Source organism: Bacteroides salyersiae WAL 10018 = DSM 18765 = JCM 12988 (genome assembly GCF_000381365.1).
In the GTDB taxonomy this organism is placed as follows: Bacteria; Bacteroidota; Bacteroidia; order Bacteroidales; family Bacteroidaceae; genus Bacteroides; species Bacteroides salyersiae.
The window spans coordinates 2,322,593-2,335,752 of sequence record NZ_KB905466.1; the positions used below are offsets into that span (position 1 = coordinate 2,322,593).

A 13,160-nucleotide genomic window follows, 5' to 3' on the forward strand; every position below is an offset into this window, starting at 1 on the left:
TGAAACAAAACATTTAAAGAAACGAAATAAATCAATGATTATGAGCAAAGAAAGGCTTATCAAAAGCATTCGGGAAATACCCGATTTTCCCATTCCGGGAATACTCTTTTATGATGTTACTACCCTATTCAAAGATGCCGCATGCTTGCAGGAACTTTCGGATACAATGTATGAGATGTATAAAGATAAAGGAATCACAAAAGTAGTGGGAATAGAATCCAGAGGCTTCATTATGGGACCAATTCTCGCCACACGATTAGACGCAGGCTTTATCCCGATCCGTAAACCCGGGAAATTACCCGCCGAAACGATTGAAGAGAGTTACGACAAAGAATACGGAAAAGACACGATACAGATACATAAAGACGCTTTAGATGAAAACGATGTCGTATTACTACACGACGATCTGCTGGCTACAGGTGGAACAATGAAAGCTGCCTGTGAACTGGTCAAAAAACTAAAGCCGAAGAAAGTATACGTAAATTTTATCATTGAGCTAAAAGAGTTGAACGGAAAGGCCGTATTTGGAGACGATGTAGAAATAGAATCGGTATTGTCTTTATAAATAATTTCCTATATTTGCAGGGCGTAGCCATACAGCTACGCCCTTTTTAATATGGAAGCCGATCAGAAAACCAAAACCAGCGAATACCTGAAAGGGATTGTAGCAAATCTCCCGGAAGGCCCCGGTATTTATCAGTATTTAAATACCGAAGGAGTAATTATATATGTAGGAAAAGCAAAAAACTTAAAAAGAAGAGTATATTCCTATTTCAGCAAAGAACACGAACCTGGAAAAACAAGAGTATTAGTCAGCAAAATAGCCGATATACGTTATATCGTAGTCAATTCCGAGGAAGACGCTCTTTTATTAGAAAACAACCTGATAAAAAAATACAAGCCTCGATATAATGTATTACTGAAAGACGATAAGACTTATCCGTCTATTTGCGTACAAAACGAATACTTCCCGCGCATATTCAAAACCAGAAAGATTATCCGTAACGGCTCCTCTTATTATGGCCCATATAGCCATATGCCATCGATGAACGCCGTACTCGACCTCATCAAGCACCTCTATCCGCTACGCACTTGCAATTTAAACCTTTCACCGGAAAATATCCGTGCCGGAAAATTCAGTGTTTGCCTTGAATATCACATAAAAAATTGTGCCGGCCCTTGTATCGGATTGCAATCGCAGGAAGAATATTTAAGAAACATCGGTGAAATCAAAGAAATTCTAAAAGGAAACACACAAGATATCAGCCGCATGCTATTTCAGCAAATGCAGGAACTGGCAACCGAGATGAAATTTGAGGAAGCACAAAAGATCAAAGAGAAATATACTTTGATAGAAAATTACCGTTCCAAATCCGAAGTAGTAAGTTCAATATTGCATAATATCGACGTGTTTTCCATTGAAGAAGACGAGAACAACTCCGCTTTTGTCAACTACCTGCACATCACTAACGGAGCAATCAACCAAGCTTTCACTTTCGAATACAAAAAAAGGCTGAACGAAAGCAAAGAAGAACTTCTTACACTGGGCATCATTGAAATGCGCGAACGTTACAAAAGCCTCTCACGAGAGATTATCGTACCGTTTGAAATAGACATGGAGTTAAGTAACGTGGTTTTCACCGTACCGCAACGCGGTGACAAGAAAAAGCTCCTTGAACTGTCGCAACTCAACGTTAAGCAATACAAAGCCGACCGCATGAAACAAGCGGAAAAGCTAAATCCGGAGCAGAGAAACATGCGATTAATGAAAGAGATACAACAAGAGCTACATTTAGACAGACCACCCCTTCAAATAGAATGTTTCGACAACTCCAACATTCAAGGATCGGATGCCGTAGCCGCCTGCGTAGTATTCAAAAAGGTTAAACCATCCAAACAGGACTACCGGAAATACATTATCAAAACGGTAGAAGGACCGGACGACTATGCATCCATGAAAGAAGTGGTCAGAAGACGTTATCAGCGCGCCATAGACGAAGAGAGCACTCTTCCCGACCTGATCATTACCGACGGCGGAAAAGGGCAAATGGAAGCCGTAAGACAGGTTATGGAAGAATTGCATCTCACCATACCCATTGCCGGTCTTGCCAAAGACAGAAAACACCGGACTTCCGAACTTTTATTCGGCTTTCCACCGCAAACCATTGGGTTAAAACAACATTCTCCCCTCTTTAAATTACTGGAACAGATACAAAATGAAGTACATCGTTTTGCCATCACTTTCCACCGCGATAAACGCAGCAAACGCCAAGTAGCATCTGCATTAGACACGATTAAGGGTATCGGAGAGAAAACAAAAACAGCCTTACTAAAAGAATTCAAAAGTGTAAAGCGCATAAAAGAGGCTTCATTGGAAGAAATCAGCGCCATCGCAGGAGAAGCAAAAGCCAAAATTATCAAAGAGGCACTCCCTACCCCGGAAGCCACCAACCGGCAATAGATCAACATGTAGTGCACTAAATAACCTGTATCAACTTATTTAGCACACTGCACTTTTCATTCCCTATACCGATTTAAATATTTTTTTGAGAAAAACCATTTAAACTTCTGATTATCTATAACGTTTTTTGTAAATTTGCCTTTCCAAAAGCAATATAAAAGAGAAAATGAGAGTAGTAATACAGCGTGTCGGCCATGCATCAGTAACCATTGACGGGCACTGCAAATCAGCCATAAAAAAAGGAATGTTAATCCTCGTAGGCATCGAAGAAGCCGACGGAACAGAAGACATTACATGGCTGTGTAAAAAAATTATCAGTCTCCGCATCTTTGATGACGAAAATGGAATTATGAACAAATCGATCGTAGAGACTGGAGGTGAAATACTGGTAATCAGCCAGTTCACCCTACATGCATCAACCAAGAAAGGAAATCGTCCATCGTATATAAAAGCAGCTAAGCCGGATATTTCCATCCCTATTTACGAACAATTTTGCAGAGAATTGAGTTCTCTCCTTGGTAAGGAGATAGGTACGGGAGAATTTGGTGCAGACATGAAAGTGGAACTACTGAACGACGGCCCGGTAACCATTTGTATAGATACCAAAAACAAAGAATAATGACACTGGAAGAAGCTCAAAAACAGGTAGACCTGTGGATAAAAAAGTACGGAGTGCGCTACTTCAGCGAACTTACGAATATGGCCGTACTCACCGAAGAAGTAGGTGAATTGGCGCGTATAATGGCACGCAAGTATGGTGACCAATCTTTCAAGGAAGGAGAGAAAGACAACCTTTCCGATGAAATGGCAGATGTACTCTGGGTACTTCTTTGCATCGCCAATCAAACCGGTGTAGATCTCACCGATGCCTTCACCCGTAATCTGGAAAAGAAGACCCAAAGAGATAATAAAAGACATATAAATAACCCCAAATTGAGTGACCATGGAACAGAATGACACCCACCTAAGCAAGTATGAAGCTGCGTTGGCTAAGTACAATACCAACCTGAGCGATGCCGACGTGCAAGCCCGCGTAGCTGCAATCATTGCAAACAAAGTAGCGGAAAATAATACGGAAGAGGTAAAAAAATTCCTTTTCAATTGTATAGATCTTACAAGTCTGAACAGTACGGACAACGATGAAAGCATTATGAAATTTACTGAAAAGGTAAATCAGTTCGATAACGAGTTTCCCGACTTGAAAAACGTAGCTGCTATTTGCGTATATCCGAACTTTGCAGAAGCCGTTAAAAACACATTGGATGTTGACGGGATAAAGATAGCCTGTGTATCAGCAGGTTTCCCTTCTTCGCAAACATTTATCGAAGTAAAAATAGCCGAAACAGCCATGGCGCTAATGGAAGGTGCTGATGAAATAGACATCGTTATTTCCGTCGGGAAATTCCTTAGCGGAGACTACGAAACGATGTGTGAGGAAATTCAGGAATTGAAAGACACCTGTAAAGAACGCCATCTGAAAGTAATCCTTGAAACCGGAGCTTTAAAAACAGCCTCCAACATCAAAAAGGCCTCTATCCTATCCATGTACTCGGGAGCGGATTTTATCAAAACATCTACCGGAAAACAGCAACCGGCAGCCACTCCGGAAGCAGCATATGTAATGTGTGAAGCCATCAAAGAGTATTACGATAAGACCGGAAACAAGGTCGGATTCAAACCGGCCGGAGGCATCAATACTGTAAATGATGCACTGATTTATTACACCATAGTCAAGGAAATATTAGGAGAGGAATGGTTAAACAACGAATTATTCCGCTTGGGAACAAGCCGATTAGCGAACCTGCTGCTTTCTGAAATAAAAGGTGAAGAAACAAAATTCTTCTGACATACTGCCAACTCCTCCTCCTGCAAAGAGGGGGAGTTTTCATATTAAGACTCCTGCTACGATTGCAAACTCATATCTATAATTAAGAAAAACTAAAGTTCCTTACTTACAAATACTCATATTTTTACTATCTTTGCCGGACATTAGACTATAGAGAATAGGATAATGCACTGTATTAGAGAACGTTTCATTTATTATCTTTTTCCTGGAATTCGGCAAAATTCATGTTATGAAAGGTAATAAGCAAACGGGTCTCACGCACCTTCACGTATATACTCTTGTTATATATCGAACGGAGCGTGAGACTGTTGCTTGTATCGTCATAACGGCTTGCCGAAGCCCCAGGAAAGATACAGAGCAACAGTTCTCACGCTTTTCGGTTAACAAAAGATTAAAAAAGACAAGAGTATGGAACAAAACAGTATTTCAGTACGTTTCAACCCGAACAAAAGAAACGACATCTTAGCAGTCAACAATACACAGAATTTGCTTATCGGGCTAATATCCAGTATGAAAACGGGCCTTTTTGTCGATAGTTTGGAGACAGGCATAGAACATGAAAGACTCCATCGACTACTGGCAGAAACGCCACAACTGAAACAGGAAGCCGCTATCATCGAAATGCTGTCCCTCCTTCGCAACGAAGGCGAACGAACCTCCTACTCCATCCTTATACCTTATCTGCTCACAGCCAACAACGGAGACGAAACAGAAAGAATCCTTCGCGAACGTTTTTTCGGCATAGAATTGTTTATACACCGCGCTAAAAACTTATATCATTTCTTGGAATATGTGAATAAGAAAAACATCGTATCCATCGAAAAAGAAGACCTTAAACGGGGGATTCTGGCATGGGATATGGGAGAACTGATCAGTTGGGCACGAATCGCTTGCGAAACCGGATATATCGACGAAAAAACCGCTTGGGAATATATTAAATATGCAGGAGAACAATGCCGACAGACATTCCGGAACTGGAATGAAATAGGAAAGAGTTATTTAATCGGACAAGCCATGATAACGGACAAAAAAGAAGAAGCCGACAGAGCAATCAGATACTTTCTCCTGGCCACACAAGATGAAAACAGTCCATGGAGAAAAAATCATTTCTCCCTATCAACCACATAATCGAGATAAGCTTCAAGCGCTTCACAAACATCGGAACCAGATGTGATGGTGTGGAGTAAATCAAGGGCTTTTTCTTTGTAAAACTTCATCTTCTCTACGGCATATTCGATGCCGCCATTCTCTTTGGAGAACTCTATCAAACGGGCGATTTCACCGGATGTAGCAGTACCCTCCTTTATTCTGACAGCTACTTCCTGTGCCCACGCATCGGCAGTAGAATTTAAAGCATAAATGGCAGGCAAAGTCAACTTCCCTTCCAACATGTCATTACCCGTCGGCTTACCAAGCGCTTTATTCTCAAAATAATCAAAAATATCATCTTTTATCTGAAAACAAATCCCAATATATTCGCCAAACAAACGGGCAATCTCCGCCTTTTCATCATCAGCATGCACAGATAATGCCGCCGATTTAGTACAAGCAGCAAAGAGCGCTGCTGTCTTCTTACGAATCACATCGAAATAGATTTCTTCAGAGAATTGCGGATTGCTTACATTGGAAAGCTGCAACAATTCGCCTTCAGCCAAATCTTGGCCCAGACAAGAAACAACCTCCAATATCTCGTGACTCATCGTTTTTCCGGCATGCACAAGACTGGTAGCCAGTAGAAAATCACCCACCAACACCGCTACTTTATTATTATAAATGGCATTAACAGAGAGCTGCCCGCGACGCTCGGTACTCTCATCCACCACATCATCGTGAACAAGGCTGGCCGTATGAAGAAGTTCCAGCGCAACAGCCGCATGAAGAGTGGCAGGCCGAATAGCACCATACAAACGTGCCACCAATAACACTAAAATAGGACGCATCATCTTCCCATTCCTCTGCCGGATATGAGCAATCACGTTATTCAGCAGAAGATTCGAACTGGACAGAGAACTATCAAATAGTCTCTTAAAGTCTTCCAGTTCCGTTGTTATCGGAGACTTTATTAGGGGTAAACTATCCATATATGACACAATTTGAGCACAAAAGTAATAATAAAACGGTTAATACCGTATTTTTTTGTACTTTTACCATGAAAAATTAGATAAATATGAATCAAAACAGTAAACTTTTCTTTTTGGATGCTTACGCACTTATATATCGGGCTTATTACGCCTTTATCAAAAATCCACGAATCAATTCCAAAGGTTTCAATACCTCGGCAATCTTAGGTTTTGTAAATACATTGGAAGACGTATTGAAAAAAGAGAACCCTACACATATCGGCGTGGCTTTCGATCCTCCGGGCCCCACCTTCCGACACGAAGCATACGAACAGTATAAAGCACAACGTGAGGAAACACCGGAAGCAATCCGCCTATCGGTACCTATCATAAAAGATATCATCCGGGCCTACCGCATACCTATACTCGAAATAGCGGGCTATGAGGCGGACGACGTAATCGGCACACTGGCTACTAAAGCCGGACAACAAGGTATTACTACCTATATGATGACCCCCGACAAGGACTACGGCCAATTGGTAACAGACCATGTATTCATGTACCGCCCCAAATACGGAGATAAAGAATTCGAAGTAATGGGCGTGGAACAGGTCAAGGCGAAATTCGATATTCAATCTCCTGTACAAGTCATCGATATGTTAGGATTGATGGGGGACGCTTCAGATAACATTCCGGGTTGCCCCGGTGTAGGAGAAAAAACAGCACAGAAACTAATTGCCGAGTTCGGTAGTATCGAAAATTTACTTGAGCACACTGACCAACTGAAAGGTGCACTAAAAATAAAAGTCGAGACAAACCGGGAAATGATTACTTTCTCCAAATTCCTGGCAACTATAAAAACAGATGTTCCTATCAAATTAGACATGGACGCATTGGTTCGTGAACAAGCAGACGAAGAAGCACTACGAAAAATTTTCGAAGAATTGGAATTTCGTACATTAATAGATAGAATCTTCAAAAAAGACAATCAGCCTCTCTCCTCTTCTCCCGGACCTCTTTTTGCACAAACAAACACTCCGATTCAAGGCGATTTATTCGCAGAATTTACGGCCAACGGGACAGTTGAAGAGAAAAAAACGAATCTACACACGTTAGAAACATTAAAATGTGATTACCAACTTATTGATAATAAGGATAAAAGGAGCAAATTAATTCAAAAGTTACTTACAACGAAAATTCTCGCGTTAGATACGGAAACTACAGGTACCGAGCCAATGGAAGCAGAATTGGTAGGAATGAGTTTCAGTTTTGCAGAAAATCAGGGATTTTATGTACCGGTACCCGCCGAACGGGAAGAAGCGTTAAAAATAGTAAATGAATTCCGGAAAGTCTTCGAAAATGAAAAATCATTGAAAGTCGGGCAAAATATCAAATATGATATGATCGTCCTCCAAAATTATGGAGTGGAAGTGAAAGGCCCTCTTTTCGACACAATGGTAGCACACTATGTCCTCCAACCGGAACTTCGTCACGGGATGGACTATCTGGCCGAAATTTATCTCCACTACCAGACCATTCATATCGAAGAGCTTATCGGCCCTAAAGGAAAGAACCAAAAAAACATGCGCGACCTCGATCCCAAAGACATCTACCGATATGCTTGCGAGGATGCAGATGTCACACTAAAATTAAAAAATGTACTCGAAAAAGAACTGAAAGAGAATGATGCTGAAAAGCTTTTCTATGAAATAGAAATGCCACTCGTCCCTGTACTTGTAAACATTGAAAGCAATGGTGTACTTTTGGACACAGAGGCGCTCAAGCAATCGTCAGAACACTTTACAGCACAAATGGCAGCCATCGAAAAAGAAATTTACGAATTGGCCGGTGAAGAATTCAATATCGCTTCTCCCAAACAGGTAGGCGAGATACTATTCGACAAACTAAAAATTGTAGACAAAGCCCGGAAGACCAAAACCGGCCAGTATGTCACATCGGAAGAGGTACTCGAAAGCTTGCGGCATAAGCATCCCGTAGTAGAAAAGATATTGGAACACCGTGGGCTGAAAAAATTACTGGGTACCTATATAGACGCCTTACCGTTACTTATAAACCCACGTACAGGACGTGTACATACTTCTTTCAATCAAACGGTTACGGCTACCGGACGTCTCAGTTCCAGTAATCCCAACCTTCAAAATATCCCTATTCGTGATGAAAACGGGAAAGAGATCCGCAAAGCATTTATTCCCGATGAAGGATGTCTGTTCTTCTCTGCCGACTATTCGCAAATAGAATTACGTATCATGGCACATCTGAGCGAAGATAAGAATATGATAGATGCTTTTCTAAGCGGTTATGACATTCACGCTGCCACGGCAGCCAAAGTGTATAAAACCAATATTGAAGATGTAAACTCCGATATGCGTCGTAAAGCCAAAACAGCCAATTTCGGGATCATATACGGCATTTCCGTCTTTGGCCTGGCAGAAAGAATGAATGTGGACCGGAAAGAGGCTAAAGAGCTCATAGAAGGTTATTTTGAGACTTATCCACAAGTAAAAGCCTATATGGACAAAAGCATCGAGGTAGCACGTGAAAAAGGCTACGTCGAAACCATATTCCACCGTAAACGTTTCCTACCGGATATCAACTCGAGAAATGCAGTAGTACGCGGATATGCCGAACGTAATGCCATCAATGCGCCCATCCAGGGAAGTGCAGCCGATATAATAAAGGTCGCTATGGCACGTATCTACGAACGTTTCAAACGCGAAGGGCTGAAAGCTAAAATGATACTGCAAGTACATGACGAATTAAACTTCAGTGTTCCGATAGAAGAACGGGAACGGGTAGAACAAGCAGTCATTGAAGAAATGGAAAAAGCCTATAAGATGCATGTCCCCTTAAAAGCAGATTGTGGTTGGGGAAAAAACTGGCTGGAAGCACATTAAAAAAGCCAATCGCCACATACCAGAGAACCCTGAAAGTTTTTATCAGACTTTCAGGGTTCTCTTCAAAAACGGCTTCCCACTTCCTGTGTGCCACGTGGAACAAATGCATAAAGATGAATACATTAGAAGATATTTATTACCTTTGTCTACTCATAAACACCAAAACAACTCCTCATGAATCAAGAATTAAAGCAGTACGTAGAAACCACCATTATTCCAAAATATGAAATGTTTGATAAGGCCCATAACCGGACACATGTATGCACTGTCATTGCCGAAAGCCTGATACTGGCAAAAGATTACCCCCTAAATACGAACATGGTTTATACCATAGCAGCTTACCATGATCTCGGATTATGTAAAGACAGAGCCACACACCATCTTGTCTCCGGTGAAATTCTTGAGAATGATAAAATGCTGTATAGATGGTTTACAGAGGAAGAAATAAGAGTAATGAAAGAAGCCGTAGAAGACCACAGAGCCTCTTCTGACCATGAGCCACGCAGTATTTACGGAAAAATTGTAGCAGAAGCAGATAGAATTATAGATCCGGAAATTACATTAAGAAGAACCGTACAATACGGATTGAAACAGAATCCGGCAGAAAACACAGAATGGCATTACAACCGCTTCCTAAATCATCTCTTAAATAAATATGCCGAAGGAGGATATCTGAAGTTATGGTTCGAACACTCAAAAAACGGAGAAAAATTACGAGAATTACGGTCACTTATCAACAACCGGGAAGAATTAAGAAATGTTTTTAACAAGATATTTGAAGAAGAGACAAATCTACAGATATAAATTCGTACGAAAAATTAACAGAATAGAAAAAACAGCCGGAGTTTTTTCACAAAAATCCCCGGCCCAACCAGTTACAGAGAATTTATCATCTAAAAACTAAAAAACATTCAATCTTTACCTAACTCTACAAAAGTAACATAAAAAAAGGAAAATATCAAATATCAGATTTGCGAAAAACGAACATTCTGAATCAAAACACGCTTAAGGCGACAAAATTAGAGTTTATATAGCGAAAAAAAATCATATCAGACAGAAACGTTCCTGCAATTCTTTCAAGAACCCACGTGAAATACGCAAATCCTCCCGATCATTAAAAGGGGGATACAGTTGGCATTGTTTGCCATTAATAACAGCCAGATAGCTGACATTTATAATTATTGATTGACTAATCTGTACAAATGACTCCGAATAGCTTATAATATCTTCAGCTTTCGTGTTTTTCTTAAGGCTCAATCTGGCCTGATTGAAAAGTGTCACCTGCCACTGTCGTTTATCTTTCGAATATTCAAAGAAACCTATCTCTTCAATACGAAGCAACTTAAAACCTGTCACAGTACTTATCATGAAGGTATCGCGTTGTGGCAATAATGCACTCACAGACGCCGCAAAGGCCGGAATCGCCGGATGGGAAAGCGCTGCTTTCCGATAACGTTCAATAATCAATTCGAGATCTCCTGAAACAAAGGGTTTCAATAAATAATCAAATGCCGATTCCCGCAATGCCTGAAGCAAATATTTGTCATAGGCTGTATAAAAAACAACCTTCATATCCCACAATACCTCGTCGCGCATTTCACTCAGTAACCTGATCCCCTGGATATCCGGTAATTCTACGTCTAAAAACAGAAGATCAGGATGTTGCTCCATGATTAATTTTCTTCCTTTAGCCCCATTGACAGCAGTCCCTCTGACATCCATTTCGGGATATAACGCCAATTCCCGACACAGATTTTCTATCGCCGTACGATCATCATCCACAATCACTACTTTGCAAATTCCATTCATTGTTATCATAGATCATAAGAATAATTGCATGGGATATACACAGAAACACCAGTTCCGGTTCGCATCCCGTCAGCAAGGTTTGTTATTTCAAAACGTATCTTTTCTCCTTTATTTTTTGCATTCAACAACTGAATTGTCTGATAAAGCACTTTCAGACCTGTGCCTGTTCCCCGGGTAGGCGACATAACCTGAGGTAAATATCCCCGTCCGTTATCTGCAATCATTATCCGTACGCCATTCCCTTCAGGCATAACAGATATCTCTAACCGCTTCTCCCCTTCCATACCAGCAAGTCCATGCTTAATAGCATTCTCTACCGGAATCTGCACAATCATGGAAGGTACAATGATTTTCTCTACATCCAAGGTCGTATCGACCGATAAATCCAATATAAAGTTTTCACCTAACCGGTCCCTTTCCAAGCCGATATACGTCTGTACAAAATCCAATTCCTCCCGTAGCGGCACACTTAGTTTCTCTGTCATTTCCAAACTCTTACGCAACAATTTCACTAAATCAACCAATCCCGAACGTTCTCTGTCAGTCCCTTTAAAACGGCTAATCTCACGATTCAGCACATTAAAAGTAAAATGAGGTGAAACATGATTACGGATATTCTCCATACGAAGGCGGCTTATCTGGTTAAGAAGACGTTCCTGCAAAAAAGCACGTTTCTTTTTCATCAAACGATAAAGAAAAAATAATACAGCGATAGAGCCAACACAGGCAATAGCCCAAATGTACGATGTAAGCCGCAAGACTTTCATCTCTCCCGACTGTTTTTCAATCAAAAGTTCACGCCGCATTACAATCGTGTCCTGACTATATCGCATGTCTAACTCCGCAACACGAGTACGTATCTGCTCGTTCCGGATAGAATCATTCAACTCCTGATCACGTCTCAAATATTCATAAGCACGCCGATAATCACCTGTCTGCTCAAAATAGTGCTGCAAATACTGATTACGGATATTAATCATATTGGCATCGACATGCCCGTCAGGAACAGTACGCGCAATCATCCGGCTGGCAAGTGACACATCACCCTGTCGGAGTGCAAGTTCTATCATTTGAGTTTCAATATAATACATCGCCGAACGATTATTCATACCGGAAAAGAAACGATAACTGTCATTCAGATATAGTTGAGCGGAATCCAACTTATCAGTCAATACATACAACTCACCCAGATTGGCTTTACACAGATTCTGTTCATAAATCATTTGAGAATAAGGAGCTACAACAGCTAAAGCACGCTCCATGTAGCAAGAAGCTTCCCGGTAATCTTTCTTATAATAAAAATGGTTACCACGATTGTTGAGATAAGTAAACTTCTCAGGAACACTCATCTGCGAAAAGTAACGGCCGGCCATCTCATAATAATGATTAGAAAGATCGAAATCACGCAATTCCATATACGTCTGTCCCAAACCATAATAAATAGGAAATTTATTGCGGTCGGGCAAGCCTAATGAATCACAAAGGAACAACGCACGCCGATAATAATAAGCCGCATCGGTATAATCGCTTTTATGAACATTACCGTCGGCCAGGTTTATGCAAATATCAGGCAAATAAGACAATTCATTACCCTGCTTGCGATGTTCATAAGCTTTCTGATAATACACAACGGCAGAATCCGGAAAATTCCATCTCCCCCATACATTTCCCATCATATTGTAAGTGGCAGAAAAGAGATCGTGTATTTGTGGAGAGTCAGAAGATTTCTGACAAAAATGAAGAATTATCCGGCTGTAATACACAACCGAATCAAACTGAGAAGCAGCAAAACAGGCCTTAGAATAGACATTCATTAATCGATAATAGGACAAACTATCTGCAGTCTGCGACATATTCTTACGCAATAAAGAACGGGAATAGGCATTATTCGTGAACAGAGAATCCATCGCTTTTCTTTCCAATAAAGTCACAATATCATCTTCGTCACCCGTTTCTGATATGTCTACATGCTCGTCACATCCACACACAAACAATAATGAACAGATGAATACAATAACTCCCTGAATATATCTATCTACCATCTCCTTATCTATAGAATATTGCAACAA

The 13,160-nt window shown here is 40.8% G+C and carries 11 protein-coding genes; 8 read left to right on the forward strand and 3 right to left on the reverse strand.

What is annotated here, in order from left to right; all coding sequences use genetic code 11:
- The first annotated feature begins 34 nt into the window (after positions 1–34).
- The 6 genes from HMPREF1532_RS08665 (at position 35) to HMPREF1532_RS08690 (ending at position 5,435) form a co-directional block, all read left to right on the forward strand.
- Complete coding sequence (locus HMPREF1532_RS08665; protein WP_021936113.1) at positions 35–565, forward strand: adenine phosphoribosyltransferase; 531 nt, start codon at positions 35–37, stop codon at positions 563–565.
- Positions 566–616: 51 nt separating this feature from the next.
- The gene (gene uvrC, locus HMPREF1532_RS08670; RefSeq protein ID WP_005927802.1) at positions 617–2,461 is read left to right on the forward strand and encodes an excinuclease ABC subunit UvrC; all 1,845 of its coding nucleotides are present in this window, start codon (positions 617–619) and stop codon (positions 2,459–2,461) included.
- Between the two features lie 166 nt (positions 2,462–2,627).
- Positions 2,628–3,080 carry a D-aminoacyl-tRNA deacylase gene (gene dtd / locus HMPREF1532_RS08675; RefSeq protein ID WP_005927803.1) on the forward strand — a complete coding sequence of 151 codons (453 nt, stop codon included), beginning with the start codon at positions 2,628–2,630 and terminating at the stop codon, positions 3,078–3,080.
- Positions 3,080–3,418: a nucleotide pyrophosphohydrolase gene (locus tag HMPREF1532_RS08680; protein WP_005927806.1), complete on the forward strand. Its 339-nt coding sequence runs from the start codon at positions 3,080–3,082 to the stop codon at positions 3,416–3,418. Before dtd ends, HMPREF1532_RS08680 begins: the two co-directional genes overlap by 1 nt.
- The gene (gene deoC / locus HMPREF1532_RS08685; protein ID WP_005927809.1) at positions 3,405–4,307 is read left to right on the forward strand and encodes a deoxyribose-phosphate aldolase; all 903 of its coding nucleotides are present in this window, start codon (positions 3,405–3,407) and stop codon (positions 4,305–4,307) included. The genes HMPREF1532_RS08680 and deoC overlap by 14 nt, the downstream gene beginning before the upstream one ends.
- Before the next feature lie 408 nt (positions 4,308–4,715).
- A complete protein-coding gene (locus HMPREF1532_RS08690; RefSeq protein ID WP_005927811.1) occupies positions 4,716–5,435 on the forward strand; it encodes a DUF1266 domain-containing protein in 720 nt (239 codons plus the stop codon).
- Here HMPREF1532_RS08690 and HMPREF1532_RS08695 read toward each other — a convergent pair.
- Positions 5,411–6,388 carry a polyprenyl synthetase family protein gene (locus HMPREF1532_RS08695; protein ID WP_005927813.1) on the reverse strand — a complete coding sequence of 326 codons (978 nt, stop codon included), beginning with the start codon at positions 6,386–6,388 and terminating at the stop codon, positions 5,411–5,413. The two genes, HMPREF1532_RS08690 and HMPREF1532_RS08695, sit on opposite strands and share 25 nt — an antisense overlap.
- An 86-nt stretch (positions 6,389–6,474) precedes the next feature.
- Here HMPREF1532_RS08695 and polA point away from each other — a divergent pair, with 86 nt between their 5' ends.
- Together polA and HMPREF1532_RS08705 are read left to right on the forward strand one after the other, a co-directional pair.
- Complete coding sequence (polA, locus tag HMPREF1532_RS08700; protein ID WP_005927816.1) at positions 6,475–9,282, forward strand: DNA polymerase I; 2,808 nt, start codon at positions 6,475–6,477, stop codon at positions 9,280–9,282.
- A gap of 174 nt (positions 9,283–9,456) precedes the next feature.
- Complete coding sequence (locus tag HMPREF1532_RS08705; protein WP_005927820.1) at positions 9,457–10,086, forward strand: HD domain-containing protein; 630 nt, start codon at positions 9,457–9,459, stop codon at positions 10,084–10,086.
- Positions 10,087–10,326: 240 nt separating this feature from the next.
- Here HMPREF1532_RS08705 and HMPREF1532_RS08710 read toward each other — a convergent pair whose 3' ends face one another.
- Both HMPREF1532_RS08710 and HMPREF1532_RS08715 read right to left on the reverse strand, forming a co-directional pair.
- Positions 10,327–11,100 carry a LytR/AlgR family response regulator transcription factor gene (locus HMPREF1532_RS08710; RefSeq protein ID WP_005927822.1) on the reverse strand — a complete coding sequence of 258 codons (774 nt, stop codon included), beginning with the start codon at positions 11,098–11,100 and terminating at the stop codon, positions 10,327–10,329.
- The gene (locus HMPREF1532_RS08715; RefSeq protein ID WP_025819116.1) at positions 11,097–13,133 is read right to left on the reverse strand and encodes a tetratricopeptide repeat-containing sensor histidine kinase; all 2,037 of its coding nucleotides are present in this window, start codon (positions 13,131–13,133) and stop codon (positions 11,097–11,099) included. Before HMPREF1532_RS08715 ends, HMPREF1532_RS08710 begins: the two co-directional genes overlap by 4 nt.
- Positions 13,134–13,160 lie beyond the last annotated feature (27 nt).